Here is a 26,507-nt window from a genome sequence, read left to right as displayed (position 1 = left end):
TCTTCCAATTCGGATTGACAGGGCTGGCGGACGCGCCGCATCATCGCGGCCGTGACCGACCTGCCCCCCGATCCGAACCTCTCCGCCCCCCTGGCCCATCTCGCGGGCGAGCCGCCGCCGGCCCCGGCCTGGTTCCGGGACGCGGTCGCGGCCGCGCCGGAGATCGCGCGGGTTGCCGTGAAGGGCGCCGGCATCGAGGCCTTCGCCTGGGGCGAGCGCGGCCGGCCCGGGGTGATGCTGCTGCACGGCAACGGCGCCCATGCCGGCTGGTGGCGCTTCATCGCGCCGTTCCTCGCCGGGACTCATCGGGTCGCCGCCCTGTCCTGGTCGGGCATGGGCGGATCGGACTGGCGCAACGCCTACGACCTCGACACCTTCGCCGACGAGATCGAGGCGGTGGCGGAGGAGACCGGCCTGTTCGAGGCGGGGGCGCCCGTGATGGTCGGGCATTCCTTCGGCTGCTTCCCGATGCTGACCGAGGCGGGACGCGAGGCGAGGCGCTGGCGCGGCGCCGTGATCGTCGACCCGCCGATCTTCTCCCCCGAGCGTCGCACCGGGCGCCGGCGCGAGGACGGGCGCTTCGCGCATCACCGGATCTACCCGACCCTGGAGGCTGCACTGGCGCGGTTCCGCTTCGCGCCGATGCAGCCCTGCGAGCCGCTCTACATTGCCGATCTCATCGCGCGGGAATCGCTGCGGGAGGTCGAGGGCGGCTGGAGCTGGCGCTTCGATCCCTCGCTCTGGGCGCGCCTCGCCCTGCCGGACCGGGCCGCGATGGTGCGGCAGGCCCGCTGCCCGCTGGCGCTCGTCACCGGCGACCGCTCCGACCTGATGCGGCCGGCCGACGCCGCCTACGTGCAGGGCCTGCTGCCGCCGGGCTCACCCCGGATCGACCTGCCGGAGGCCTGGCACCACGTGATGGTCGACCAGCCGCTCGCCTTCGTGGCGGCGCTCAGGGCGCTGCTGGCGGCGTGGCCGAACGCATGAAAAAGGCGGCCCCGTCCGGGGCCGCCCTCTCGATTGCAGCCGGACGCGGCGGCTCAGAAGCAGCGGCGCACCTTGCGCACCACCACCCGGCCGAAGGGCCCGCGGGTGCGGGTCACCTGGACCGTGCAGCGGGGACCGCGGCGGACCACCCGACGGGTGACGTACTGCGCCTGCTCGATCGATGCGACGGGCGCGACGCTGTGGCCGGGGGCGACCGGCAGGGCCGAGGCCGGCGCGAGGCTGAAGGCCGTGGCGAGGGTAGCGGCGATCCCGAGGACGATGGCTCGCATGGCGAGGCTCCTTGTCTGGTGGGTTGGGGGCGCCTCAGTCGCTGTTAGACCCTGAACGCCCGGTTAATGTCGCGAACGCCGCTCATTGTGGTGAATGCACCCGGGACCCGCGATCGCCGCGCGTTGCGCGATCCCCGAGCCTCGTCTAACTCATCGTTCCATGACGACCGAGCACGACAAGATCCTCATCATCGATTTCGGCAGCCAGGTGACCCAGCTCATCGCCCGACGGGTGCGTGAGGAGGGGGTCTACTCCGAGATCGTGCCGTTTCAGGCGGCCGAGGCGGCCTTCGCGGCGATGAAGCCGCGGGCGGTGATCCTGTCGGGCGGGCCGGAATCGGTCACGGTCGAGTCCTCGCCGCGGGCGCCGCAGGCGGTGTTCGATGCCGGCGTGCCGGTGCTCGGCATCTGCTACGGCGAGCAGACCATGGCGGCCCAGCTCGGCGGCGAGGTCGAGGGCGGCCACCACGCCGAGTTCGGCCGGGCCGAGATCGAGATCGTCGCCGACAGCGCGCTGTTCCGCGGCGTCTGGCACGTCGGCGAGAAGTATCCCGTGTGGATGAGCCACGGCGACCGGGTGACGAAGCTCCCCGACGGCTTCACCACCGTGGCGATCTCGCCCAACGCCCCCTTCGCGGCGGTGGCCGACGAGGCGCGCAAGTTCTACGCCGTGCAGTTCCACCCCGAGGTGGCCCACACCCCCCACGGCGCGCTGCTCATCCGCAACTTCGTGCGCGACATCGCCGGCTGCACCGGCGACTGGTCGATGGCGGCGTTCCGCGAGGAGGCGATCGAGCGGATCCGCGCCCAGGTCGGCGGCGCCAAGGTGCTGTGCGGCCTCTCCGGCGGCGTCGATTCGGCGGTCGCCGCGGTGCTGATCCACGAGGCGATCGGCGAGCATGTCACCTGCGTCTTCGTCGATCACGGCCTGCTGCGGCAGGGCGAGGCCGAGGAGGTGGTGCGCCTCTTTCGCGACCACTACAACATCCCGCTCGTCCACGTGGAGGCCTCCGACCTGTTCCTCGGCGAGCTCGCCGGGGTCACGGATCCGGAGGTCAAGCGCAAGACGATCGGACGCCTGTTCATCGACGTGTTCGAGGCCGAGGCGAAGAAGATCGGCGGCGCCGACTTCCTGGCACAAGGAACGCTCTATCCGGACGTGATCGAGAGCGTGTCGTTCACCGGCGGTCCCTCGGTGACGATCAAGAGCCACCACAACGTCGGCGGCCTGCCCGCCCGCATGAACATGAAGCTCGTCGAGCCCCTGCGCGAGCTGTTCAAGGACGAGGTCCGGGTGCTCGGCCGCGAGCTCGGCCTGCCCGACGCCTTCGTCGGCCGCCACCCCTTCCCGGGGCCGGGGCTCGCGATCCGCTGCCCCGGCGAGATCACGGGCGAGAAGCTCGACGCGCTGCGCAAGGCCGACGCGATCTACCTGGAAGAGATCCGCAAGGCCGGGCTCTACGACACGATCTGGCAGGCCTTCGCGGTGATCCTGCCGGTCAAGACCGTCGGCGTGATGGGCGACGGGCGCACCTACGACCACGTCTGCGCGCTGCGCGCCGTCACCTCGGTCGACGGCATGACGGCGGACTTCTACCCCTTCGACATGGCCTTCCTGGGCCGGGTCGCGACCCGGATCATCAACGAGGTCAAGGGTATCAACCGGGTCACCTACGACATCACCTCGAAGCCGCCCGGCACGATCGAGTGGGAGTGAGTCGCGGCCCTCGCGGCGATCCTCGGTGCTGATCCGAGAAAGCGACTCAACCTCCGGCATCAAATCGCCTAGGCTGACGCAACGGTGTTGCGCGGCAGGGCGGTGGGACGATGCAGAGTGGAGCGCCCGCGGCGATCGCGGCCGGCCCGGACGAACCGGTCGCGGCATCGCCCCTCCACGCTGCCTATTCCCGCCTCGTCTGGGACACGACCGACCATGCCCTGTGCCTGCTCGATCCCGAGGGGCGGGTCGCGGCCTGGAACCCTGGGGCGGAGCGGCTGACCGGCTATCCGGCCTCCGAGGTTCTCGGCCGCGCCTTCGCGTATGACGATTCTCCGGCGGGCAGCGACGGCGCCCTCACGGCGGCCCGCGAGGCCGGGCGCTACGAGACGGACGGCTGGTGGCCGCGGCGCGACGGCGGCCGGTTTCGCGCCCGCACCGTCATCCTGGCGATCCGCGACGGCGACGCCCCGGCGGGCTTCGCCCAGGTCATCCGCGAGGCGCCGCCGCCTTCGGAGGAGGGCGGCGAGATCCGGGCGGTGGCGCTGATCCTCGACCTCGCCCTCTCGACCATGTCGCAGGGCCTGTGCCTGTTCGATGCCGACCGCAGGGTGCGGCTCATCAACCAGCGCTTCTTCGCGATGTTCGCGGTCGGCGACGGGGATGCGCTCGTCGGGACGTCGATCGAGGCGCTCTGGGCGCTCGCCCTGTGCGGCCCGGGGGCGGGCCTGCGGGACGGGGCCGCCCTGCTCGCCGGCCACGCGGCTCCGCTCGAGCGCGGCGAGGCGGTGGTCGTGGCCCTCCCGGACGGGCGCGCCGTCGCCCTCTCGCGCCGCGGCGTGCCGGGCGGGGCGTTCGTCGTCACCTTCGAGGACGTGACGCGCCAGCGCGAGGCCGAGCAGGAGATCGCCCGGCTCGCCCACCACGACGCCCTGACGGGGCTCGCCAACCGGGCGATGCTGTGGCGGCGCCTGGGCGAGAGCGCCGCCGACGGGACGGTGCCGGCCGGGAGCGCCCTGCTGTTCCTCGACCTCGACGGCTTCAAGGCGGTCAACGACGATCTCGGGCACCGGGCCGGCGACGCGCTCCTGCGCCAGGTGGCCGAGCGGCTGCGCCGGGCGGTGCCGGAGCCGGGCCTCGCCGCCCGCTTCGGCGGCGACGAATTCGCCGTGCTGCTGCCCGGGCGGGCCGGCGAGCTGGCGGTGTCGCTGGCCGAGGGGCTCCTCATCGCGCTCGCCCGGCCCTACGGCATCGAGGGCCAGCGCCCGCGCACGGTCACGGCCAGCATCGGCATCGCCTTCGCGCCGGGTGGCACCACGCCCGACGCCATGCTGCGCGAGGCCGATTGCGCGCTCTACGCCGCCAAGGGCGCCGGCAAGGCGGCCTGGCGCCCGTTCACGCCGGCGCTGGAGACCGAGCGCAGCGAGGAGCGGCGCCTGGAGCACGACCTGCGCCGGGCGGTCGAGGCCGGCGAGCTGCACGTCGCCTACCAGCCGCTCGTCGACTTGTCCCACGGCGCCGTCAACGCCCGCGAGGCCCTGCTGCGCTGGACCCACCCCGAGCGCGGCGCGGTCGCGCCGCGGCGCTTCATCCCGCTCGCCGAGAAATCGGACCTGATCCGGGCGCTCGGCCTGTGGGTGCTCGAGCGCGCCTGCCGCGACGCCGCCGCCTGGCCCGATGCGGCGCGGGTCTGCGTCAACGTCTCGGTGCGCCAGCTCGGCGACGGCAGCCTGCCGCGGGCGGTCGGCGAGGCCCTCGCCCGCAGCGGCCTGAACCCGTGGCGCCTCGAGCTCGAGATCACCGAGACGGTGCTGAGCCATGGCGGCACCGGCATCGTCGACGACCTGCAGCTCCTGCACGCCATGGGCGTGCGCATCTCGCTCGACGATTTCGGGATCGGATTCTCGTCGCTCGCCCGGGTCCGCGCCTTCCCGTTCGACCGCATCAAGATCGACGGCTCGTTCGTGCGCGACGCCGTCGAGCGGCCGGATTGCCGGGCCATCGTCGGCCTCGTCGCCGAGCTCGGCCGCCGCCTCGGCATCGAGACGGTGGCGGAGGGCGTCGAGACCCCGGCCCAGCTCGCGGTGGTCCGCGAAGAGGGCTTCACCGAGGCGCAGGGCTTCCTGTTCGGCCGCGCCGTCGCGAATCCGGTCCCGGCGGCGCGCGCCGGGACCTGAGGGCGACGGGGAAGGGAAGCCCGCTCAGGCGATCGGGCCGGTATGCTTCTCGAGGAGCGCCCAGGCGTCGTCGCCGAACTTGCCCTTCCACTCCTTGTAGAAGCCGGCCGATTGCAGCTTGGCCTGGAACGCCTTGGTGTCGACGTCCTGGATGGTGAGGCCGCGGGCGCGCAGGTCCTGCTCGGTCGTGCCGCTGCGCTGGGCCATGTCCGCGCGCTGCGCCACGGCCTGCGTGTTGAAGTGCTTGGCGATCACGGTCTTCACGTCCTGCGGCAGGCCGCGCCAGATCTTGCCGTTCGACAGAAGCCAGAAGCCGTCCCACATGTGGTTGGTCTTCGAGAGGTACTTCTGCACCTCGTAGAGCTTGGCGGTGTCGATCAGCGTCAGCGGGTTCTCCTGGCCCTCGGCGATCTTCGTCTGGAGGGCCGAATACACCTCGGCGAAGTTGATCGTCATCGGGGCGGCGTCGAAGGCCTTGAACATCGAGGTCCACATCGGGCTCGGCGGGACCCGGATCTTGAACCCCTTGAAGTCCTCGGGTTTCAGGATCGGCCGGGTCGACGAGGTGGTCTGGCGGAAGCCGTTCTCCCAGATGCGGTCGAAGGCGAAGAGGCCGGACTTGTCGATCTGCGCCCGCACATGGGCGCCGAGATCGCCGTCCATCGCCGGCCACAGCTTATCGTAGGAGGCCCAGGCGAAGCCGACGCCGCTGATCGAGGCCGCCGGCACCAGGGTGGCGAGGATCAGGGGCGAGAGGGTGAAGAATTCCAGCGCGCCCGAGCGCAGCTGGCTCAGCATGTCGGTGTCGCCGCCGAGCTGGTTGTTGGGAAACAGCTTGATGTCGACCTTGCCGCCGGTCTCCTCGCGGACCGCGTCCGCGGCCTTGGTCATGTAGACCGTGAGGGGATGGCTGATCGGCGTGTTGTTGGCGGCCTTCAGGCTGAACTCGGCCGCGTGCGCCCGGGTGATGCGCAGCACCGCCGGGCTCGCGACGGCGCCGGCGACGGCGAGATGCAGCGCGCGGCGGCGCGTGAGCGTGGTCATGGCGTCCTCCTGATCGTCCGCCTCTCGGGCGGACCACTTCCATCGCCCGCGTCTCCCGCGCGGGTCCCTCGAGGCTTAAAGCACGTTTTCTCCGCCCCGGCATCCGCCGTGCGGGTCGCGCGGAGGTTTCCCGGCGAAGGTTTTTCCGGGGCCCGGCAGCCCCCGGGGGCCGGCGGCCCGGCAATCGCCGTTACGCGCGCGGCGAAATGCTCTAAGGAGGGCGCCACCGCATCCCGCGGGCGGCGCCCCGACGGCGCCGCGCCCCCGTCCGTCGCCCGCCCCCGTCCGGGCCCGAAGGTTCGCCGCCGCCCGTCATGCCGCTCGTCCGCTCGATCCTGTTCACCGTCGCGTTCTACCTCGTCACCGCCGCGCTGCTGATCGTCGGCCTGCCGACCCTCGTCAGCCGCCGAAAGGTGGTCTGGCTCGCCCAGACCTGGGGCCGGATCATCCTGAGGCTGCTGCACGCGATCGTGGGCCTGAAGGTCGAGTTCCGCGGGCTCGAGCACCGTCCGGCCGGGGCCGTGCTGGTCGCGGCCAAGCACCAGTCGGCGCTCGAGACCCTGGCCCTCGTCACGGTGCTCGACGACTTCTCCTACATCCTCAAGCGCGAGCTGATGTGGCTGCCGCTGTTCGGCTGGTACCTCGCCCGCAGCGAGATGGTGGCGATCGACCGCTCGAAGGGCTCCCGCGCCCTCGCGCTGATGAACGAGGAGGCCGCCGCCGCGATGGCCGACGGGCGCCGCCTGATCATCTTCCCCGAGGGAACGCGCCGGGCGGTCGGCGCGCCGCCGGCCTACAAGTTCGGCGTCGCCCACATGTACGACCGCCTCGGCGTGCCGTGCCTGCCGGTGGCGCTCAACACCGGGGTGTTCTGGGGCCGGCGCCGCCTGACCTACCGGCCCGGCACCGCGGTGATCGAGTTCCTGCCCGTGATTCCGGCCGGCCTGCCCCGCGACACGTTCCTGGGCGAGCTGCAGCAACGGATCGAGGCGGCCTCGGACGCCCTGGTGCGGGAGGCGGGCGGTGCCGGCGCGGGACCTCGCGCGCGGGAGGCTTGACGGGCGGACGACCCGAGCGTCGACTTCCGGACGCAAGCACAGCCGTAAGGAGACCGGGGAGAGGTCTCCGCGGCCGATCATTAACTCTTCGTAACCTGCGAAACGATTTTGCCCCCTCGTGCATTTCATGGGCCTCACAACAGGAGGCTATGATGCGTTGGAGCATGGTTGCCGGCGCCGCGATCCTGTCCGTCGGTGCCCTCGTCGGCACCGGATCGACGGCGGAAGCGCGTGACGGGTGCGGCCCCGGTTTCCACCGGAACTGGCGCGGTTGGTGCCGCCCGAACCTGGGTCCTCGGGTCTTCTACGCGCCGGTCGTCGGCTATCGCCGCGTCGTCTACGGGCCGCGCTGGGGTTACGGCTGGCGCCGCGTTGGCTGGCATCGCCCCTGGGGCTATCATGGCGGCTGGCGCCTGGCGGGCTGGCACCATGGCGGCTGGGGCTACGGCGGAGGCTGGCGCCGCGTCGGCTGGGGTGGCGGCTGGGGCCATCACGGTGGCTGGGGTCATCACGGCTGGCATCACCGCTGGTGATCGAGCGCGGCGGCCGGGTTTCTCCGGCCGCCGCACCCTCGCGTCTTGAACCTGCGATTCCCCCTCGCCAGATACTCTCGGGTCCCGTCCCGAACCTCGTTGCAGGCTCCCCGTGGACATCGATCGTTCGCGCTTGACGCACCTCCGGAATCGGCACTAGGCTGGAACAAATGGCGAACAAACGAGCCCTGTCCTGGTCGGTGGCGATGCGGGACATCCAGAACGATCGCGCGAGGAGAATGGACGTGCGTGAGGAACGTCTGAGAACGGCCACCGGCCTGCGGGGCACCCCGGCCCTGCCCCTGAGCGCCTGGCGCGGCCGGTCGGGCCGCCGCTACGTCGTGGGGATCCACGCCCTCGACGACGACCCGGCGGAGGTCGGCGAGGCGGTGGTGATCGCGGTGCGCCGCGGCGGCGACGGCACTGCCGAGCTGGTGGCGGTGGCCGCCGCGGGTGAGAGCCCGCGCGAGCGCCTCGCCCGCGGCTGGCTCACCCGCGCCCGCGCCCGCGGCGCGACCGAGATGCACGTCCATCGACTGGCCGAGGACGCGGCGGCCCGCCGCGCGGTGGTGGCGGATCTCGGCGGCGCGGCGGCCTGAAGCGGGGTCCGGCCCTCGGGCCTGGACACCCGCTCGGCTCAGTAGATCGGCCCCGACGACCAGGTCGGGCCGATCGGCAGCGGCGCCGGCAGGGCGCGGGGCTCGGCGGCGAGCGCCGGCCGCGGCGCGGGGGAGGGCGGGGCGTAGGCCTGCACCGGGGCCGGGCGCGGCGCCGGCGCGGACGGCGCGGCATGCGCGACCTTCGAGCCGGTCTCCCGGGCGCTCGTCGGCGACAGGCCGTAGGGATCGTCCTGCTCGACGTCGATCGGTGCCGGATCGGGCGCGGGCTGCCAGGCCGGCGGCTTGCGGCGGATCGGCGAGAGCGGCGTGCCGGGGGGCGGCAGGCGGGACTCGTACTTGATCAGCGGCTTGCAGATCCGGCGCAGGCCGCGGGGATCGTGGCGCGCGAGATCCAGGTGCAGGTGGTCGTAGTGGTAGATGTTCGACCCCGGCGCCAGCACCGTCGTGAAGTGGTTGCAGGCGCCCAGGAACACCTCGCGCAGGAAGCCCTGCTCGGCCTCGGTGCCGCGCCAGCCGCCCTTCACCGTCACCACGTAGCCGTCGGCGAAGCGGAAGGACATCACGTCGACGGCGTTGCCGAACGAGTGCTCAGAGAGCTTGGCGCCGACCTGGTTGTTGCGGCCGCGGCAGGAATACGAGCCGGAATTGATCTCGACCACCGGCTGGCCGAAATAGACCTCCGCCGCCGGCTGCACCGTGCCGGCGAGCCAGGCCTCGACCTCCGGGATGATCGGGCAGGCCAGCGTCATGCGCTGCTTGAGCGCGACGGTGCCGCCGGCGAGCCGGGTGACCCGGAACGGGTGGACCATGCCGCAGACGCCCGGCCCGTCGATCTCCTTGACCGGCTGGATGTCCTCGCTCGGACGAACGAGTTTCTGGGCGAGACAGACCTCCTCGGCCTGATTCCGCCAGGGTTCGCGCTGCTCAAACCGGTTGAGCGCGCATCCGGTGAGCCCCAGGCCGAAGAGCGTGAGGGCTGAGAACGCTACGATGCCACGACGCATGATGCATCACATGCGCCCGATGCCGTAAACGCCGCGTCAACCCTCGCCGTCAGCGTTTGGCCCAGGATGGGGCGGGTCGCATGGTCACGCGAACCGCTTGGCCCCCGCGACGCAGAGCACGACCAGCCCGGTCACCGCGACCATCGACGGGGCGACAGGCTCGCCGAGCAGGAGCCCCGCCAGCGCCAGGCCGAGGAAGGGCTGGAGCAGCTGCAGCTGGCCCACCCCGGCGATGCCGCCCCGCGCCAGCCCGCGATACCAGAACACGAAGCCGACGAGCATGCTGAACACCGACACGTAGGCGAGGCCGAGCCAGGCCGGCGCGCCGATGCCCGCCACGCCCACCGGCCGGGTGACGAGGGCGAGGACCAGCATCGCCGGCAGGGACAGCACCAGTGCCCAGGAGATCACCTGCCAGCCGCCGAGCCGGCGCGACAGGGCGGCGCCCTCCGCGTAGCCGAGCCCGCAGAGCAGGATCGCGGCGAGCATCAGGAGATCGCCGGCGAGCGAGGCCGGCCCGCCCTGGATCAGCGCGAAGCCCGCGACCGCCGCGCTGCCGACGAGCGAGAACGCCCAGAACGCCGCCCGCGGCCGCTCGCCCCCGCGCAGCACGCCGAACAGCGCGGTGGCGAGCGGCAAGAGGCCGATGAACACGATCGAGTGGGCCGAGGTGACGTGCTGTAGCGCCAGCGCGGTCAGGAGCGGGAAGCCCGCCACCACCCCGAGCGCCACGATGGCGAGGGAGGCGAGATCGGACCGCGCCGGCCGCTTCTGGCGCAAGCCCCAGAGCAGGGCCGCCCCGAGGAGCGCGGCGATCACCGCCCGGGCCGAGGTGAGGAAGAGCGGCGAGAATCCCCCCACCGCCACCCGGGTCGCCGGCAGCGAGCCGCTGAAGATCACCACCCCGAGGAGCCCGCTGCCCCATCCGTCCGCCGCTCGCGGCATCGTCCGACCCTCTCCCGCATCGCGACAGGACATCGCTGCATCCGGTGGCGCAATAGCGCCGACCGGCTGGCCCGCGAAGGCACGATCCCGTACGGTTTGCCCGAACTGTATGGGTGCGACGACCCTGACGATCGGCGATGGGACGATGACGGAAGGCGGCCGCACGGCGGCGGTCATGCAGGCGATCCGCGGGCGGATCGCGACACGGGGGCTGGCGCCGGGGGAGCGGCTTCCGTCGATCCGGGGGCTCGCCGCCGCCATGGGCGTCTCGCCCTCGACGGTGGTCGAGGCCTACGAGCGGCTGGCGGCGGAGGGGGCGGTGCGCTCGCGCCCCGGTTCCGGCTTCTACGCCGCCTCCGCCGCCCCGCCGCCGACCCTGGCCGAGATCGGGCCGCGGCTCGACCGGGCGGTCGATCCGCTCTGGGTGTCGCGGCAATCCCTCGACGGCGAGCCCGCGATGCCGAAGCCCGGCTGCGGCTGGCTCCCGGCGGAGTGGATGCCGCTGGCCTCCCTGCGCCGCGCCGCCCGCGCCCTGGCGAAGGCGGAGGACGCGGTGCTCACCGATTACGGCGCGACGCGGGGCCCGCTGCCCCTGCGCCGGCTGCTGGCCCGGCAATTCGCGGAAGAGGGCCTGGGCGTCGGCCCGGACCGGATCCTGCTCACCGGATCGGGCACGCAAGGCGTCGACCTGATCTGCCGCCTGCTGGTCCGGCCGGGCGACACGGTACTGGTCGACGACCCCTGCTACTTCAACTTCCAGGCGCTGCTGCGCGCCCACCGGGCGGAGGTGGTCGGCGTGCCCTATACCCCGGCCGGGCCCGACCCGGAGCGTTTCGCCGAGGCTGCGGCCGCGCACCGCCCGCGGCTCTACGTGACGAACTCGGCGCTCCACAACCCGACCGGGGCCACGCTCGCTCCCGCGGTCGCCCACCGGATCCTCAACGCGGCGGCCGCCCACGACGTCGTCATCGTCGAGGACGACATCTTCGCCCCCTTCGAGCCCGAGCCGTCGCCGCGGCTCGCCGCCCTCGACGGGCTCGAGCGGGTGATCCGGATCGGCAGCTTCTCCAAGACGCTCTCGGCCTCGATCCGCTGCGGCTACGTCGTCGCGAAGGCCGAGTGGATCGAGGCCTTGATCGATCTCCAGGTGGCGACGAGCTTCGGCGGGGTCAGCCCGGTCGCGGCCGAGCTGGTCGCGGGGGCGATCGGCGACGGGCAGTACCGCAAGCACCTCGAGTCCCTGCGCCGGCGCCTCGCCCGGGCGCGGCGCGAGAGCGCGGAGCGGCTCGCCGATCTCGGCATCCGGCCCTGGCTGATGCCGCGGGGCGGGTTCTATCTCTGGTGCACCCTGCCGGACGGGCGCGACGCCGCGGCGGTCGCCCGGGCGGCCCTGCGCGAGGGCGTGGTGCTGGCGCCCGGCGACGTGTTCAGCGTGTCGCGCACGGCATCGCCGTGCATGCGCTTCAACGTGGCGCAGATGGCGGACGAGCGGGTGATGCCGGTGCTGCGCCGCGCCCTGGCGGCGCAGGCCGGGCCGGTGGTGCGGGCGGTCGGACTCGAACCGACATATCCGTGAGGACGGCGGATTTTGAGTCCGCTGCGTCTACCAATTCCGCCACGCCCGCGCGCGGTGAAGCCCCTCTCCTCTGCCGTGCGAAGCGGGAGCGTGTCAATCCCGCGCGGTGCGGCCGGAGCCCTAGCGCTGCGAGCCGCGCTGCTCCTTCGCGGGGGCTTCCCGCGCCGGCGCGGTCTCCGGCGCCGCGTTGATGCCGGGCGCGATGCCGGGGGCGATCTGCTCCGCGCTCGGCCCCGCCTTCGGGTCGGGGACCGGCAGGGTCGAGACCTCGTGCGATCCCTTGACCGTGGTGGTGATTCCGGCGGGCGCCACCGTCGCGTCGTCCGGCCGCTTCGGGCCCAGCCGGTCGAGGAACGGGACGAGCACGTCGCGCAGGCGGTCGCGGGGCTCGGCATAGGCGCCGACCGAGACCGTCGCGGTCATGCCGGCGACGAGGGCGAGGTCGGGCGGGATCTGCTCGATGCGGATCCGCACCGGCACCCGTTGCGCGAGGCGGACCCAGGTGTAGACCGGGTCGACCCCGGGCAGGCCCTGCGTGCTCGCCGCGGCGTTCGCGGTGCTGATGCCCCGGGTGATGCTGTCGACCCGGCCGCGGATCGGCTCGGCATAGCCCATCAGCGCGGCGGTCGCCGGATCGCCGACGCGGATGTGGCCCATCTTGGTCTCCTCGAAATAGCCGTCGATCCAGTAGGAATCGGCGTCGATGACCGAGACGTTGCGGGTGCCGGCGGTGGCGTAGTCGCCGACCCGCAGGAGCAGGTTGGTGACGTAGCCGTTGACCGGGCTCCGCACCTCCGTGCGCTTCAGGTTGATCTCGGCCTGCGCGGCCTGGGCCTGGGCCGAGGCGAAGGCGGCCTCCGCCTGCTTGGCGGTGCCGGCGAATTGCTGCTTCTCCTCGATCGAGGTCGAGACCGTGGTCAGCGCCTCGCGCCGCGCGGCCTGGGCGCGCTTGACCTGGAGGTCGGCGGCGCGATTCTCGACGTCGGCCTTGGCGGTATCGAGCGCGACCTTGAAGTCGAACGGATCGATCACGTAGAGGACGTCGCCCTTGCGGACGAGCTGGTTGTCGACGACGCGCAGCTCGGTGATCTGGCCCGAGACCTGGGGGGCGACGCTCGCCACCTGCACCCGCACCCGCCCGTCCCGGGTCCAGGGCGCGGTGACGTAGTAGTCCCAGACGATCAGGGCCGCGGCCGCGGCCAGCGCCAGCACCACCAGCGTCGCCAGGATGCGCAGGAGCCGGCGTCCCCGGGTCGTCCGCTTGACCGCCACCGTTCCCTCCTCAGACCAGCACGATCAGGAGCGCCAGGATGCACACGTAGATCCCCGCCTCGGCCAGCGGCGGGTTGGCGAAGACGCGCTCGAAGCGCATCAGCCGCAGGACCGGCCGCAGGCACAGCAGGATCGCCAGGGCGGCCATCGCGTAGGCGACGAAGGGAGAGACCAGCACCCCGCCGATCGTCAGCTCATGAAACATCGCCAGCCCGGTTCCCGGGCCCCCACAGGCCGAGGCGCCGCAGCACCCGGCCCTGCCCCTCGACGACATAGGACGCGGTGGTGAGGTCGGCCACAACCCGCGTCGCGGTGGGGCGCGATTCCGTCGGCCCGGCCCGGGCGGCGGCGAGGAGGCCTGCACCCGCCTCGCGCAGAGGACCCGCCTCGGCCCGCCGCAGGGCGGCGCGGGCGGCGTGCACGGCGCCGTCATAGGCCGGCACCCCGGCGAGCCGGTTCAGGCCGGCTTGCGCCCCGGCGGCGGCGGTGTCGAGGGCGGCGAGGGCGAAGGCGTGGCGCAGGGCGGCGCGGCGGACCGCCCCGCCGGCGCAGGCCCAGCCGGCGAACTGCACCACGCGGTCGGCATCGAGGTTGACCCGCTCGTCGGCCTCCTGCGGCTCGCCCGACAGGGCCTCGATCACGTCGGCCCGGGCGGCCCGGAGCGACCAGCGCCGGCGCTGGGCGTTCGAGGTCGGCAGCACGATCCGGATCACCAGGAACAGGATCAGCCCGGAGACGCAGAACAGCGTGCTCGAGGTGAGGTAGGAGTCCGGGTTGTATGGCTGCGGGTTCGCCGGCGACAGCACGACGGGGAAGAACACCAGCAGGATGAAGCCGAGGCTCGCGGTCGCCGGCCGCAGGCTGAGCAGGCACGCGACGACGATGACCGGCGCCATCGCGACGGCGAGCAGCGGGAAGCCCTGGCCGCCGTCGAGGACGATGAACTCGACGATGCCGGCGCAGGCCGCGGCGAGCGGCATGCCCCAGAGCGCGCCCGTCGCGAAGCCGACCGGGTTGGGGTTGATCGAGGCGAGCGCCGCGAAGGCCGAGACCTGGAGCAGCGCCGCCGAGGTGGCGGGCCAGCCGCTGAGGACGAAGAGCCCGGCGCTGATCGCGATCGTGATGACGACCCGGGCGGCGTTGCGCAGCGCATCGGGAAAGTCGCGGTGCACCGGCAGGCGCATGTCCCGCATCGGCGCGCGGCCGGTCTCGAGGGCCGCGATCCCGTCCCCGGCGAGCCGGTCCTGGCGCAGGAGGTCGATGGCGCGCCGGTGCAGCAGCACCGTATCGGGATCGGCGTCGCCGCCCGCCGCCAGCGCGTCGAGGCGGGCCATCAGGTCGGGCAGGGCATCGCGGTCGCCGTCGAGGCCGGCGAGCACGCGGGACCGCAGGTCGTCCGGATCGCCCGAGCGCGACGCGGCCAGCGCGAAGGAGCGGGCGGCCGCGACCGACGCGAACAGGGCGGCGACGGCGCTGCGTCCGCCCGCCGCCCGGTTCTCGCCGTCGTGGAACTCGGTCGCGACGACGCCGATCGCGTCGCGCGGGGCGGCGGCGAGCCGCATCGCGTCGGCGGCGGCCTCCGGCCCCGGATCGCCGTCGCGCACGGCCCGGCGGACGAGGTCGCGCACCGCGTCGCGGGCCTTTTGCATGCCGGCGCGGAGGTCGGGGAAGACGTAGGGAGCGCCGAGCGCGTCGTTGATGAAGGTGATCGAGACGATGCCCAGCGTGATCGCGGCGACGCGGGCGATGCCGGATTCGAACACCGATTGCGGCGCGTCGATGTTGTTGATCGCGATGATCGCCACCGTGTAGCCCGACAGCATGGCGCCGTAGGCCTTGGTGCCCTGGAGGTAGTTCGCGACGAAGACGCAGACGCCCATCCAGAGCGCGAAGGCGACCAGCATCTCGACCCGGTCCTGCCCGAACAGGGCCGTGAACAGGATCGCCACCGCGAAGCCGACGAGCGTGCCGAGGAAGCGGTAGGCCGCCTTGGACAGGGCCTGGCCGCGCCGCGGCTGGGCGAGGATCGCCACCGTCACGGCCGCCGAGGACGCGCTCTCGAGCTGGAGCCAGAACCCGGCATAGAGCGCCAGCATCATGGCGAGCCAGATCCGCACGGCATAGGCCCAGGACGCGAGCGGCGGCGGCTCGATCCGGTCGAGGACCGCGTCGATCCAGCCCCGGCGTTCCGTCCCGTCGGCTGCGTTCACCTGGGGCATCGCATCCCTCCGCGATCGATCGCGCCCGATTGGGATGCACAATTCGAATTCGGTGGTAGGCTGGGCGCAACCGGGCAGCGACCCGGCCCGTGGCCGCGGGCCGCGCCAGAACAGCCAGCCGAGGAAGCGCCGATGAGCAAGCCAGAGATCCGCGTCGCGACGTTCGCGGGCCCCGGGGCGGAACCCGTCATCCAATCGGTGCCCTGGCCGAAGGTTCCGCGCAAGGCGGCGCTGATCAAGGTCGGCGCCTGCGGCGTCTGCGGCACCGACCAGCACATCCTCAAGGGCCACTGGCCGAAGCCCCTGCCGTGGCCCTTCACGCTCGGTCACGAGATCGGCGGCGTCATCGTCGAGAAGGGCGACGAGTTCACTGCCGACTTCATGGAGAAGCCGCTCCAGGTCGGCTCCAAGGTGATGATCCCGCCGCTGATGCCGTGCGGCCACTGCTATTACTGCGTCCATTATCCGGAGCAGGCCAACAAGTGCCTGACCCCGGTCTATTACGGGCGCTATCTCGGCTTCGACAAGGCGCCGCACCTGTGGGGCGGCTGGGCCGAATACGTCTATGTCGATCTCGAGATGCTGCCGGGCACCAAGGTCTACAAGCTTCCCGACGACATGTCCTTGCGCCTCGGCGCGCTCTCCGAACCGCTGACCTCGTGCATCCGCGCCTTCAACCGGGCGACCAAGGCCGGCGGCTTCAAGTGGGGCGACACGGTCGTGATCCAGGGCTCGGGGCCGATCGGCATCCTGGCGGTGGCGGCCGCCCAGGAGATGGGCGCCGGCCGGGTGATCTGCGTCGGCGCGCCGGAGGAGCCGCGGCTCGCGCTCGCCCGCAAGTTCGGCGCCGAGGCGACCGTCGACATCACCGAGGTCACGACGCCGGAGGCCCGTATCGCCGCGGTGCGCGAGATCGTCGGCGGCTTCGGCGCCGACCTCGTCATGGATTGCTCGGGCCATCCGAGCGCCGGGCCGGAGGGCATCGAGTTCCTGCGCGACGGCGGCACCTACGTCGAGATGGGCCAGTTCACCGATGCGGGGAAGATCGAGACCTCCTGGCACCGGATCTGCTCCAAGGACCTGAACGTGCTCGGCTCCTGGGCCTTCACCGGCAACGACCTGCCGCTCGGCGTCGACATGCTCTACCGCGCCCGGGACAAGTACCCGTGGCTCGAGATGCAGACGGTCTACCCCTTCACCCAGGAGGGCGTGTCGCAGGCGGTGAAGGATGCGATGGCGATGAGGACGGTGAAATCCACCATCGTGCCGTTCCCCGAGCTCGTCGCCTGAACCGATGGCGGGGCGGGCGCGAAGGCGCTAGAGCATTTTCCGACGAAGTGGATACCGGTTCGTCTCAAAAAATGCGGCAAAATCAAAGACCTAGAGCACTTCGCGATTGCAACGCGATCGCGAAGTGCTCTAGGTCGGGGGCTTCGCGATTCGCCCATCCGGAGCCCACGCCGTTGCGCCCTCTTCGTCTCGCCGCCTTGTTCCTCGCCTGGGCGCCGGCCCTCGCCCACGCGCAGGCGGGTCTCCAGCCCACCGGGACCTGGCTCACCCCCGGGGGTGACTCGCAGATCCGCATCAGCCGCTGCGGCGCCGGCTATTGCGGCATCATCGCCAAGGTGATGAACGGCGAGACCAAGGACGTGAACAACCCCGACCCCGGCTTGCGCGGCCGCAGCCTCGTCGGCGTGGCACTCTCCCGCGACATGCGCCCCTCCGGCGAGGGCTGGGAGGGCTCGCTCTACAATTTTCGCGACGGCAAGACCTATTCCGGCAAGCTCGCCATGAAGGGGCCGAACGTGCTGGAATTGTCGGGCTGCGTGCTCGGCGGACTGATCTGCAAGAAGCAGATGTGGACGCGGGTGGACTGACGAAGCGCTGCGCCCTTGAGCCCTCCCCCTCTTCGCGGCAGGGCCGTCCGGGGAAAGTTGTGGCGCGCCTCCCCTCTCCCGTGTGGGAGAGGGGCCGGGGGTGAGGGTGACACGCATCCGTGTAAAGCTCTGACCGTCGTGCTGGCAGCGGGACGTTCGGAGTTCGACTCGGGACCGTAGCACCCTCGCGCGATCTTCGATCGCCCCTACCCCTCTCCCACACGGGAGAGGGGATCCCGCGCATAATTTTAGAAGGGATTTTTCCCCGAACAGCCCCGCGCAGGTGGGAGGGTTGAGGCGCGGCCTCCACCGCGCCTTACAGCACCGCCGCCCCCGCCCGGTTCGCCACCCGGATCTGCCACAGGCAGAGCAGCGGCGTGACCACCAGCTCCATGCCGAGCGCCGCCAGCATGACGAGCGACGGCACCCCGGTCAGCCACAGGCCGAGGAGCCGGGCGAGACCGCCCAGCACGACGATCATCGTCAGGAAGCGGAACAGCGACGTCTTGGTCTCGATCCCGGGAATCGTCGACCAGAACAGAAGGCCGATCCCGAGCAGCAGGCCCGACAGGTAGCGGAAATGGCTGTCGGTCGAGACGTCGAAGGCGCCGCCGCCGATCCCGGCCTGGCCGAACAGCACGCCGTAGAGCCCGCCCGCCACCGGCACGATCCCCGCCACGGCCACCACCCGCTGCAGCGCCCGCCGCTCCGCCTCGTCAGTCATCCTCACGGCCTCGCTGCCTCGTCCCCCGACAATCCCCCAGGGGCTGCCGGGTTCACCAATGATGCAGCACCACCGCGTCGGCGAGGCAGGCCGGCTTCTCGGCGCCCTCGATCTCCACCGTCACCCCGTAGGTGGTGCGCAGGCCCCGCGGCGGCACGTCGAGGGCGGCGGCCACCCGGACCCGGCCGCGCAGGCGGGAATTCACCACCACGGGGGCGGGGAAGCGCACCCGGTCGAGGCCGTAATTCAGGCTGAGCCGCAGGCCGTCCAGGCGCCGCACCCCGGCGATGAAGCGCGGCACCAGCGACAGGGTGAGGTAGCCGTGCGCCACCGTCGCGCCGTAGGGCGAGTCGCGCGCGGCCCGCTCCGGGTCGACGTGGATCCACTGGTGGTCGTCCGTCGCCTCGGCGAAGCGGTCGATCATCGCCTGGTCGACGGTGATCCACTCGCCGACCCCGATCTCCTGCCCGATTGCCGCCTTCAGGGCCTCCGGCCCGTCGAAGATCTCCATGCGGTCTCCTCCCATGCCCCTGCACCATAGGGCCGGACAATGCCCGCGGCCACGCGCGATCGGCGATGGCCGCCCTGCCCGTAGATACTCCACCCAAGTGTTCTACCTAGATTCGGTGAGTCTCGGTCTGAGGGAGTACCGGCGGTGGGCCAGAAGAGCGTGCGGGTCGCGATCGCGGGCGTCGGCAACTGCGCCTCCTCCTTCGTGCAGGGCCTGACCTTCTACCGCGAGGCCGGCCCCGGCGGGACGGTGCCGGGCCTGATGAGCCCCGATCTCGGCGGCTACCGGGTGGCGGACGTGGCGGTGGTGGCGGCCTTCGACGTCGCGCGGGACAAGGTCGGACGCGACCTCGCGGAGGCGATCCTGGCAGTCCCGAACAACACCGCGCGCTTCGCCGAGGTGGCGCCGGCCGGGGTCACGGTGGAGCGCGGCCCGACCCTCGACGGGCTCGGCCGCTACCTCGAGGCGATCGTGCCGGAATCACCGGCCCGGCCGGTGGACGTCGCGGCATCCTTGCGCCGCGCGGGCGCCGAGATCCTGGTCTCCTACCTGCCCGTCGGCTCGCAAGCGGCCACCGAGTTCTACGCGGAGGCCGCGCTGGCGGCGGGCTGCGCCTTCGTCAACTGCATCCCGGTCTTCATCGCCTCGCATCCCGAGTGGTGCCGGCGCTTCGCGCAGGCCGGGCTGCCGCTGATCGGGGACGACATCAAGAGCCAGGTCGGCGCCACCATCGTGCACCGGGCGCTGGCGCACCTGTTCCGCGAGCGCGGCGTCAAGCTGGAACGGACCTACCAGCTCAATTTCGGCGGCAACGCCGATTTCCGCAACATGCTGGAGCGCGAGCGGCTCGAATCGAAGAAGATCTCGAAGACGCAATCGGTGCAGAGCCAGCTCGAGACCGCCCTGCCGGCGGACGACATCCATGTCGGCCCGAGCGACTACGTGCCGTGGCTGAGCGACCGGAAATGGGCGCATATCCGCCTGGAGGGTACCGCCTTCGGCGGAGTGCCGCTGAACCTCGAACTCAAGCTCGAGGTGTGGGATTCGCCGAACTCCGCCGGCATCGTCATCGACGCGGTGCGCTGCGCGGCGCTCGCCCGCGAGCGCGGGATCGGCGGGGCGCTGGTCGGCCCGTCGAGCTGGCTGATGAAATCGCCGCCGGAGCAGTTCACCGACGAGGAGGCGCATCGCAGGACGCTGGCCTTCGTGGCGGGGGAGGGGCGGTAGAAGCGCCGTTCGCGTTTCCTCGGCGTCATCAACTCAATCTCGCCGACGAGGTCGGGAGGGACAGCGGGTGGAGGGGTACCGGCCCTCACCACCCGCCGCGCCGCGCCCGGACGTGGTCCCGCGTGATCGCGTCGAGGCTCGGCGTCCCGAGCAGCGTCATCGCGTTGTCGAGCTCACCCCGGAAGATCTCGATCGCCCGGGAGACCCCCTCGGACCCGCCGGCCGAGAGGCCCCACAGGAACGGGCGGCCGAGGCTGCAGGCGGTGGCGCCGAGGGCGAGCGCCTTGATGACGTCGGTGCCGCGGCGCACGCCGCCGTCGAGGATCACCTCGGCCCGGCCGGCCACCGCCCCGGCCACGTCGGGCAGGGCCTCGATCGCCGCCGGCACGTCGTCGAGCTGGCGGCCGCCGTGGTTCGAGACCATCACCGCCTCGATCCCGAGCGCGACCGCCCGCTCGGCATCCGCCGGATGCAGCAGGCCCTTCAACGCCATCGGGCCGCGCCAGGTGTCGCGGATGCGGGCGATGTCGTCCCAGTTCGCCGACGGGTCGAACAGCGAGGCGACGTGCTGGGCGACGCTGGTGAAGCCGCGCCTTGCGACCTGGAAGTTGCCGAAGCCGAGCCGCGAGCGGGCGGCCCCGGCGAGCCAGGCCGGGCGGCGGGCGAGGTCGAGGGCGGTGGAGAGGCGGGGCTTGAGCGGCATGGTGAAGGCGTTGCGCAGGTCGCGCTCGCGCCGGCCCTGCACCGCGAGGTCGACGGTGAGGCACAAGACCCGGTAGCGCGCGGCGGCGGCGCGGCTGAGGAGCGCCTGCATCCAGTCGCGGTCGCGCAGGAAGTAGAGCTGGAACCAGCGCTCGCCGTCCGGCGCCCCGTCCGCCACCTGCTCGATCGAGCCGACGGAGTTGGTCGACAGGCAGTAGGGGATGCCGGCCCGGGCCGCCGCCCGCGCGCCCGCGACCTCGCCGTCGGGCCAGAAGAACCCGGCGAGCCCGGTCGGCGCCATCATCAGGGGCAGGGACGAGCGGTATCCGAGGATCGACCGGGTGAGGTCGCGGGTGCCGACATCGACGCCGACCCGCGGCATCAGCATCCAGGCGTCGAAGGCGGCGACGTTGTCGCGCAGGGTGCGCTCGTCCTCGGCGCCGCCGTCGATGAAGTCGAACACCGCCTTCGGCAGCCGCCGGGCGGCCTGGGCGCGCAGGTCGGCGACGGCGTGGGCCCGCTGCAGGCGGGCGGCGAGCCGGGTCGGGGCGGGGGCCGGCACCGGCGCGGGCGGCGGTGCCGCCGCCAGCGCGGAGGACGGTCGGCGGGCGATCGCCCGCCCGGTCCGGCGCTCGTCTGCGTCCATTTCGGCCTCCCTCCCGGTTCTCGCGTCCGGTCGCATGACGGGTACCACGAGGCCCACGCCCGATGGAACGGCGGCAGATGGCGCGCGTCGAACCCGCTCCAGGCCCCTCGCGGGCGGCGCGGCGGCGGCACTCATGGCGAACCGGGACGAGGCCGAGCGCGGCGAGATCGAGGACCGCTCGGCGCCGCGCGCCGCGATCGTCCACGAGGCGGTGCGCCGGCAGGGCGAGGAGGAGCTGTCCCGCCCCGCCGGCTCGCTGTTCTGGTCGAGCGTGGCGGCGGGCATCGCCATCATGGCCTCGGTGATCGCCGTGGGCGCGCTGCACCGCAAGCTGCCGGAGGGGATGGCGGCCCGGACCCTGGTCTCGCAGCTCGGCTACCCCCTCGGCTTCCTGATCGTGATCCTCGGGCGGCTGCAGCTCTTCACCGAGCAGACCATCGTGACCGTGCTGCCGCTGGCCACCCGGCCGAGCGGGCGGGCCCTGGCGCGCACCGCCCGGCTCTGGGGCATCGTGCTCCTCGGCAACCTGATCGGCACCGCCGCCGCGGCGGGGCTCACCGTCCACGGCCACCTCGTCGCCCCGGGGCTCCTCGACGCGATGCTGGCGGTGTCGCGCGAGAGCCTGATGCACAAGGAGCCGTCGGAATTCCTGCTCCAGGGCATCCCGGCCGGCTTCCTCATCGCCACCGTGGCGTGGCTGCGGGCGGCATCGAGCGGGGGCGAGTTCTGGATCGTCTTCACCCTCACCTTCGCGATCGTCCTCGGCGACTTCACCCACGTGGTGGCGGGCGCGGCCGAGGCCTTCCTGCTGCTCTGGGCCGGCGAGGCCGGGCCCGGACAGGTGCTGGGCGGCATGATCCTGCCGGCGCTCGCCGGCAACGTGATCGGCGGCACCGGCCTGTTCGCGCTCCTGGCGCACGCACAGGTCCGGCAGGAACTGTGACGCGGCCACCACGCGCGGCTGCGCGGGAAACCGCGGCCGGCGCCGGTGCTGCATTGCGGCAGCCTGCCGATTTGCTCCCTCCCTCGCTCTTGATAAGCAGGCCCGATCGATTCGTGCCCGAGGGAGACCCATGAGCATCGTCCAGGCGGCCTTCGGCCGGTTCAAGCAGACGGTGACCGCCTATGCGGGCGACGCCGCGCTGATGCGGGCGGCGGTGTCGGCCTGCGCCAACGTGATCGTGGCCGACGGCGAGGTCGCCGGGGCGGAGTTCGAGGCGGCGCTCAAAGGCATGCTCGCCGACCCCATCCTCGAGAAGGGCTACGACAGCCTGATGCTGGAGGAGGAACTCTACGACGGGATCGGCCGCGCCCGCACCCGGGCCGGACGGATGCAGAACATCCACTTCATGGAGGCCGTCGCCGACCGCCCGGCCGAGCAGCGCCAGAGCGTCTTCCTGATCGCCGCCGACGTCGCCGATTTCGAGGGCATCAGCCCCTCCGAGCACCGGGCCCTGACCGAGGTGGCGACGGCGCTCGGGCTCGACCGGGACGCGCTGCTCGCCTGATCCGTCATATGGTTTCCGGCCGATCGCTTCGCGATGCGCGAAACCGGCTTCGCTCGGGCGTGTGGAGCCTCCGGCTCCACCGCGCGGGCTTGCGATACCGTTCCCGGAAGGAATCGTCCGAAAACGGTATCATCCGGCCCGGACCGCGCTCGGCGGTCCGTCGTGGAGTCGGCCCCAGGCCCGGCGCAGCTGGCGCGGCGAGGCGAAGCCCGCCCGCTCGGCCACGCTCTCCATGTCGAGGCGGGTCCGGGCCAGGAGATCGCGGGCGAGCGCCACCCGCAAGGCGTTGACGTAGGCCGGCAGGCTCATCCCGGCATGGCGGTTGAACAGCCGCGAGAGGTGGCGCGGGCTCGTCGCGGCGATGTCCGCCAGGATCTCCAGGCTCCAGGCCCGGGCGGGATCGGCGCTCACCGCGTCCTGCACCCGGTGGATCGCCGGGTGCAGGTGGTTGCGCCCCTCGAGCCAGGGCGAGAGTTGCGGGTCGTGGCCCGCCCGGCGCAGGTAGACGACGAGGTAGCGCGCCACCGCCGCGGCGCAGGCCGGATCGACGAGGCGGGCCACGAGGTGGAGCATCAGGTCGATGCCGGCGGTGATGCCCGCGCTCGTCAGGCGCTCGCCGTCCTCGACGAACAGCCGGTCCTCCAGCACCCGTGCCGCGGGCGCCAAGGCCGCCAGCTCGGCGCAGGCCGCATGGTGGGTGGTGCAGGCATGCCCGTCGAGGAGCCCGGCCCGCGCGGCAAGCAGCGCGCCGGAGCAGATCGAGACCAGGCGGTGGCCCGGCCCGACCTGCGCCCGCAGCCAGGCGACGATCGCCGCCTCGGCCGCCCGCTCCGCCTCGCCCGGGGGCGCGGGATCGCCGAGCACCAGCTCCGCCGCGCCGGCGAGCAGGATCGTCGCGCCGTCCGGCAGCGGCTCGGGCAGCGGCACGAGCCCGGCGAGCCCGAGCCCGGTCGAGCTCGCGACCTCCGGGCACGGGCCGGCATGGACGACGTGGAACCGCACCCGGTCCTGGAGCAGGTTAGCCTTGCGCAGGACCTCGACGGGCCCGGCCACGTCGAGGAGCAGGGTGCGCGGCGGGCATACCACGACGACCGGCAAGACCACCGGCAAGACCACCGGCGAGACCACCGGCGGGGCGCCCCCGATGTCGGTCGTCGTCCTCACGCGGCGCGACGGGCCCCGGGCCCCGCCAGCGCCTCCTCGACGGTGGCGATGCGGGCGAAGCGGCCGGCCAGCACCAGCTCGGTGCGGGCCCGGATCTCGTCGGCGCTCCAGCGGCGGCCGGCGGCGTCGGTCATCGCGAAGGTCATGGTCGCCTCCGCCACGTAGTCGACGGTGTAGCCGAGGTCGGAGGCATGGCGGGTCGTGGTCTCGCAGCACTGCTCGGTGCGGATGCCGCTGACGATGAGCCGGCGGATGCCGGTCCGGGTCAGCCAGACGTCGAGCCCGCTGCCGACGAGCGCGCTGTGGCGGCGCTTCTGGAACACCGCGTCGGGCACGATGCGCAGGGGCTCCAGGGTGCGGACACGGCCGGCGGCGAGGGAGAACGCCCCCTCGTCCTCGACGTGGAAGACCTGCACGACGGGGACGTTTCGCGCCATGGCGCCGTCGATCAGCGCCTGCTGGCGGCCGAGGTAGCGGGCGAGGTCCGCCTCGTCCCAGTAGGGACGGTGGCGGAAGGATTCTTGCGCGTCGATGACCAGGAGGGCGGTGTCGGACATGGCGGTCATCCTTAAGGGTGGAGACGGCGCCAGGATAGGCGCCGCCGCGGGACCCGAAAGGCCGCGCCCGGACCGGAAGCGGACGGAAAAAGACAGCCCGTCACCCCGGGCGGAAGACCCGCAGCCGGTGTCCGTCGGGATCGAGGGCGACGAAGGTGCGGCCGAAATCCATCGCGGTCGGTGCCTGCAGGATCGGCAGGCCGCGCGCCGCCCAGGCGGCATGCGTGGCCTCGAGCGTGGCGTCGTCCGGAACCGTGAAGGCGATCTCGGTGCCGCCGCCGGTCATGGCGGCGGCCGGCACGGCGGCGTGGCGGGACCACAGGCCGAGCCTCGTACCGCCCTCGAAGGCGAACAGCACGAAGGTCGGGCCCGCCTCGACCGGGGCGCGGCCGAGCAGGGCGGCGTAGAACCGGCCGCTCGCCTCGGGGTCGTCGACGTAGAGCAGGGTGTAGGTCGGCTGGAGCATGGTCGGGATTCCCGTCTGGTGCGACGCCCCGGGCTTAAGGCGGCCCACTGACAGATTCCGGCAGCAGCGATCGGGACCCGGACGGGACGCCGTCGCGACGCGATTCCCTGCGCCGCCCGCCAGTCCCGCAGGAGGGCGTGGCGGGGGCGGGGATAAGGCTGCCCGGTGAGGGTCAGGGCCTCCATGCGGTCGGTGCGGAAATGGCGGAAGTCGTCCCGCGCCTCGCACCAGGCGACGACGACCCGCACCCGCTCGAAGACGCCGAGGGCGACCGGCCAGATCACCCGCTCCGACCCGGCTCCGGCGGCGTCGCGGTAGCGGATCGCCACCTTGTGCTGGGCCCGGATGGCGCCGCGCAGCGCCGCGATGTCGACCCCGTCCGGCAGCGACTCGGCGGGGCCGACCAGCAGGGTCGAGGCGTCGAGCCGGTCGCGCAGGTCCGCCGGCAGCACCGCGGCGATCTTCGCCAGGGCGTCGCCGGCCGCTGCCGCCAGCGGGCCGTCGGTCCGCCCCGCCACCCAGCGCATGCCGAGGACGAGGGCCTCGATCTCCTCCTCGCGGAACATCAGCGGCGGCAGGGTGAAGCCCGGGCGCAGGACGTAGCCGAGGCCCGGCTCGCCCTCGATCGCCGCTCCCTGCGCCTGGAGGCTGGCGATGTCCCGGTAGAGGGTACGCAGGCTGACGCCGGTCTCCTGCGCGAGATGCCGGCCGCTGACGGGCTTGCGATGGCGCCGCAGGACCTGGAGCAGATCGAGCAGGCGTTCGGCACGGGACATGATCGGGCGGGCTCGGGACGGATCGGACGCCGTTCCGTCGCAGACGGGCGGCCGGAACCGAAGGCCCCCCGGCCGCTCAGCGCATAGCGACCACGGCGACGCCCGACCCGACCATCACCCCGCCGGCGACGCGGTTTGCCCGGCGCACGGCCGTCCGGGTGCGCAGGGCGCGGCGCAACCGGCCGGCGAGGAGCACGTGGCCGCCGATCACCACGGCCTCGACCGCGAGGATCACCGCCGCCAGGATCCCGACCTGCGCCGGGGCGAGGGCGGCGCCGACGACGTTCGGCAGCAGGGCGAGGGTGAACAGCGGCATCTTCGGGTTGCCGAGGTTGAGGGCGAGGCCGGTGAGCACGCTCGCCGCCAGACCCGGCCGCGCTTCGCCGGTCCGCTCCGCCGGCGGTACCGGCTCCGCGGTCCAGAGCCTGATCCCGGCCCAGACCAGGTAGGCGGCGCCCGCGTAGCGCAGGACCGTCATCACCGCGCCCATCTCCTGCGCCACGACCGCGAGGCCGGCGGCGGCGAGGACCAGGAAGGTCAGGATGCCGAGCACCATTCCGATCCCGTAGGCGATGCCGGCCGCGGGCCCGTGCGACAGGGTGCGGGCGACGATGGTCATGTTGTCGGGCCCGGGACTCGCGGCGAAGACCACGAAGGCGGCCGCGAACGAGATCAGCGTGACGGGATCCATTGGTCTTCCCCTGCGTCGGGATCGGCGGAGGGTAGCTGATTCGTGGGGATGATGAAGGTCGTGGCTGATCGCCTGCTCGATCTGTCCTGACGAAAACGACGTCCTTCGCATCATCCCGGGCTCCGCTGCGCGGCCCCGGGATGACCAGGAGGGTGTCGGTTCCGTCGCTCAGGTCGAACTGCCTTGAATGTGCGTCTAGAGCGTTTTCAGTTTTGG

The 26,507-nt window shown here is 72.7% G+C and carries 26 protein-coding genes, 1 tRNA gene and 1 pseudogene; 12 read left to right on the top strand and 16 right to left on the bottom strand.

Going from position 1 to position 26,507, the window contains the following annotated elements:
* Nucleotides 1-51 precede the first annotated feature (51 nt).
* Complete coding sequence (locus tag A5481_RS21175) at nt 52-987, top strand: alpha/beta fold hydrolase (RefSeq protein WP_197514219.1); 936 nt, start codon at nt 52-54, stop codon at nt 985-987.
* Nucleotides 988-1,040: 53 nt separating this feature from the next.
* Here the strand turns inward: A5481_RS21175 and A5481_RS21170 are convergent, their stop codons facing one another.
* Nucleotides 1,041-1,277 carry a hypothetical protein gene (locus tag A5481_RS21170; RefSeq protein ID WP_048435482.1) on the bottom strand — a complete coding sequence of 79 codons (237 nt, stop codon included), beginning with the start codon at nt 1,275-1,277 and terminating at the stop codon, nt 1,041-1,043.
* Between the two features lie 160 nt (nt 1,278-1,437).
* On the opposite strand from A5481_RS21170, the gene guaA reads away from it, so the two are divergent.
* Together guaA and A5481_RS21160 are read left to right on the top strand one after the other, a co-directional pair.
* Complete coding sequence (guaA, locus tag A5481_RS21165; protein WP_048435481.1) at nt 1,438-2,994, top strand: glutamine-hydrolyzing GMP synthase; 1,557 nt, start codon at nt 1,438-1,440, stop codon at nt 2,992-2,994.
* A gap of 110 nt (nt 2,995-3,104) precedes the next feature.
* A complete protein-coding gene (locus tag A5481_RS21160) occupies nt 3,105-5,171 on the top strand; it encodes a putative bifunctional diguanylate cyclase/phosphodiesterase (RefSeq protein ID WP_053082476.1) in 2,067 nt (688 codons plus the stop codon).
* A 24-nt stretch (nt 5,172-5,195) separates the two neighbouring features.
* On the opposite strand, the gene A5481_RS21155 is transcribed toward A5481_RS21160, so the two are convergent.
* On the bottom strand, nt 5,196-6,215 hold the full coding sequence (locus tag A5481_RS21155; protein WP_064504278.1) for a TRAP transporter substrate-binding protein: 1,020 nt from the start codon (nt 6,213-6,215) through the stop codon (nt 5,196-5,198).
* 314 nt (nt 6,216-6,529) lie between these two features.
* Here A5481_RS21155 and A5481_RS21150 point away from each other — a divergent pair, with 314 nt between their 5' ends.
* The 3 genes from A5481_RS21150 to A5481_RS21145 all read left to right on the top strand — a co-directional run bounded on the left by A5481_RS21150 (nt 6,530) and on the right by A5481_RS21145 (nt 8,405).
* Entirely contained in the window at nt 6,530-7,273 is a 744-nt protein-coding gene (locus tag A5481_RS21150; protein WP_064504277.1) for a lysophospholipid acyltransferase family protein, read from the top strand.
* 152 nt (nt 7,274-7,425) lie between these two features.
* Nucleotides 7,426-7,806: a GCG_CRPN prefix-to-repeats domain-containing protein gene (locus tag A5481_RS32685; protein ID WP_082173650.1), complete on the top strand. Its 381-nt coding sequence runs from the start codon at nt 7,426-7,428 to the stop codon at nt 7,804-7,806.
* 245 nt (nt 7,807-8,051) lie between these two features.
* Nucleotides 8,052-8,405 carry a hypothetical protein gene (locus tag A5481_RS21145; RefSeq protein WP_245239289.1) on the top strand — a complete coding sequence of 118 codons (354 nt, stop codon included), beginning with the start codon at nt 8,052-8,054 and terminating at the stop codon, nt 8,403-8,405.
* 38 nt (nt 8,406-8,443) lie between these two features.
* Here the strand turns inward: A5481_RS21145 and A5481_RS21140 are convergent, their stop codons facing one another.
* Both A5481_RS21140 and A5481_RS21135 read right to left on the bottom strand, forming a co-directional pair.
* Nucleotides 8,444-9,430, bottom strand: a complete 987-nt coding sequence (locus tag A5481_RS21140; protein ID WP_064504276.1) for an extensin-like domain-containing protein — start codon at nt 9,428-9,430, stop codon at nt 8,444-8,446.
* Nucleotides 9,431-9,514: 84 nt separating this feature from the next.
* Nucleotides 9,515-10,375 (bottom strand): DMT family transporter, encoded by an 861-nt coding sequence (locus tag A5481_RS21135; protein ID WP_048437651.1) that lies wholly within the window; start codon nt 10,373-10,375, stop codon nt 9,515-9,517.
* Between the two features lie 175 nt (nt 10,376-10,550).
* Here A5481_RS21135 and A5481_RS21130 point away from each other — a divergent pair, with 175 nt between their 5' ends.
* Nucleotides 10,551-11,951: an aminotransferase-like domain-containing protein gene (locus tag A5481_RS21130; RefSeq protein ID WP_425350199.1), complete on the top strand. Its 1,401-nt coding sequence runs from the start codon at nt 10,551-10,553 to the stop codon at nt 11,949-11,951.
* Here A5481_RS21130 and A5481_RS21125 read toward each other — a convergent pair.
* The 4 genes from A5481_RS21125 to A5481_RS21110 form a co-directional block, all read right to left on the bottom strand.
* Nucleotides 11,914-12,000 (bottom strand) — tRNA-Leu (locus A5481_RS21125). The genes A5481_RS21130 and A5481_RS21125 overlap by 38 nt on opposite strands.
* Nucleotides 12,001-12,071: 71 nt before the next feature.
* Nucleotides 12,072-13,223: an efflux RND transporter periplasmic adaptor subunit gene (locus A5481_RS21120; protein ID WP_048433692.1), complete on the bottom strand. Its 1,152-nt coding sequence runs from the start codon at nt 13,221-13,223 to the stop codon at nt 12,072-12,074.
* Nucleotides 13,224-13,233: 10 nt separating this feature from the next.
* Nucleotides 13,234-13,428 carry a DUF1656 domain-containing protein gene (locus A5481_RS21115; protein WP_048433693.1) on the bottom strand — a complete coding sequence of 65 codons (195 nt, stop codon included), beginning with the start codon at nt 13,426-13,428 and terminating at the stop codon, nt 13,234-13,236.
* Nucleotides 13,418-15,442, bottom strand: coding sequence for an FUSC family protein (locus A5481_RS21110; RefSeq protein WP_048433694.1), 2,025 nt, complete (start codon nt 15,440-15,442; stop codon nt 13,418-13,420). Before A5481_RS21110 ends, A5481_RS21115 begins: the two co-directional genes overlap by 11 nt.
* A 132-nt stretch (nt 15,443-15,574) precedes the next feature.
* On the opposite strand from A5481_RS21110, the gene A5481_RS21105 reads away from it, so the two are divergent.
* Both A5481_RS21105 and A5481_RS21100 read left to right on the top strand, forming a co-directional pair.
* The gene (locus A5481_RS21105) at nt 15,575-16,732 is read left to right on the top strand and encodes a zinc-binding dehydrogenase (RefSeq protein WP_048433695.1); all 1,158 of its coding nucleotides are present in this window, start codon (nt 15,575-15,577) and stop codon (nt 16,730-16,732) included.
* A 173-nt stretch (nt 16,733-16,905) separates the two neighbouring features.
* Nucleotides 16,906-17,319: a DUF2147 domain-containing protein gene (locus A5481_RS21100; protein WP_048433696.1), complete on the top strand. Its 414-nt coding sequence runs from the start codon at nt 16,906-16,908 to the stop codon at nt 17,317-17,319.
* Between the two features lie 316 nt (nt 17,320-17,635).
* On the opposite strand, the gene A5481_RS21095 is transcribed toward A5481_RS21100, so the two are convergent.
* Nucleotides 17,636-18,043 (bottom strand): DUF4345 domain-containing protein, encoded by a 408-nt coding sequence (locus tag A5481_RS21095; RefSeq protein ID WP_048433697.1) that lies wholly within the window; start codon nt 18,041-18,043, stop codon nt 17,636-17,638.
* A gap of 52 nt (nt 18,044-18,095) precedes the next feature.
* Nucleotides 18,096-18,554 carry a MaoC family dehydratase gene (locus A5481_RS21090; protein WP_048433698.1) on the bottom strand — a complete coding sequence of 153 codons (459 nt, stop codon included), beginning with the start codon at nt 18,552-18,554 and terminating at the stop codon, nt 18,096-18,098.
* Between the two features lie 144 nt (nt 18,555-18,698).
* Between A5481_RS21090 and A5481_RS21085 the strand changes: the two genes are divergently transcribed.
* Nucleotides 18,699-19,781, top strand: coding sequence for an inositol-3-phosphate synthase (locus A5481_RS21085; RefSeq protein ID WP_048433699.1), 1,083 nt, complete (start codon nt 18,699-18,701; stop codon nt 19,779-19,781).
* 85 nt (nt 19,782-19,866) lie between these two features.
* Here the strand turns inward: A5481_RS21085 and A5481_RS21080 are convergent, their stop codons facing one another.
* On the bottom strand, nt 19,867-21,129 hold the full coding sequence (locus tag A5481_RS21080; protein ID WP_053082345.1) for an alpha-hydroxy acid oxidase: 1,263 nt from the start codon (nt 21,127-21,129) through the stop codon (nt 19,867-19,869).
* A gap of 133 nt (nt 21,130-21,262) precedes the next feature.
* Here A5481_RS21080 and A5481_RS21075 point away from each other — a divergent pair, with 133 nt between their 5' ends.
* Nucleotides 21,263-22,072, top strand: coding sequence for a formate/nitrite transporter family protein (locus tag A5481_RS21075; protein WP_048433700.1), 810 nt, complete (start codon nt 21,263-21,265; stop codon nt 22,070-22,072).
* A gap of 130 nt (nt 22,073-22,202) precedes the next feature.
* On the top strand, nt 22,203-22,637 hold the full coding sequence (locus tag A5481_RS21070; protein WP_048433701.1) for a tellurite resistance TerB family protein: 435 nt from the start codon (nt 22,203-22,205) through the stop codon (nt 22,635-22,637).
* Between the two features lie 129 nt (nt 22,638-22,766).
* Here the strand turns inward: A5481_RS21070 and A5481_RS21065 are convergent, their stop codons facing one another.
* The 5 genes and pseudogenes from A5481_RS21065 to A5481_RS21045 form a co-directional block, all read right to left on the bottom strand.
* Entirely contained in the window at nt 22,767-23,801 is a 1,035-nt protein-coding gene (locus tag A5481_RS21065; protein ID WP_425339733.1) for a GlxA family transcriptional regulator, read from the bottom strand.
* Nucleotides 23,798-24,358, bottom strand: a complete 561-nt coding sequence (locus A5481_RS21060) for an isochorismatase family protein (RefSeq protein WP_048433702.1) — start codon at nt 24,356-24,358, stop codon at nt 23,798-23,800. Before A5481_RS21060 ends, A5481_RS21065 begins: the two co-directional genes overlap by 4 nt.
* A gap of 100 nt (nt 24,359-24,458) precedes the next feature.
* Nucleotides 24,459-24,824: a VOC family protein gene (locus A5481_RS21055; RefSeq protein WP_048433703.1), complete on the bottom strand. Its 366-nt coding sequence runs from the start codon at nt 24,822-24,824 to the stop codon at nt 24,459-24,461.
* A 101-nt stretch (nt 24,825-24,925) separates the two neighbouring features.
* Nucleotides 24,926-25,600: pseudogene (locus A5481_RS32680) on the bottom strand (helix-turn-helix transcriptional regulator); the annotation flags it as partial.
* Between the two features lie 76 nt (nt 25,601-25,676).
* The gene (locus A5481_RS21045; RefSeq protein WP_048433705.1) at nt 25,677-26,291 is read right to left on the bottom strand and encodes a LysE family translocator; all 615 of its coding nucleotides are present in this window, start codon (nt 26,289-26,291) and stop codon (nt 25,677-25,679) included.
* Nucleotides 26,292-26,507: the final 216 nt, after the last annotated feature.

Source organism: Methylobacterium platani (genome assembly GCF_001653715.1).
Taxonomy (GTDB): domain Bacteria; phylum Pseudomonadota; class Alphaproteobacteria; order Rhizobiales; family Beijerinckiaceae; genus Methylobacterium; species Methylobacterium platani.
This window is presented reverse-complemented; position numbering and strand designations above follow the sequence as displayed.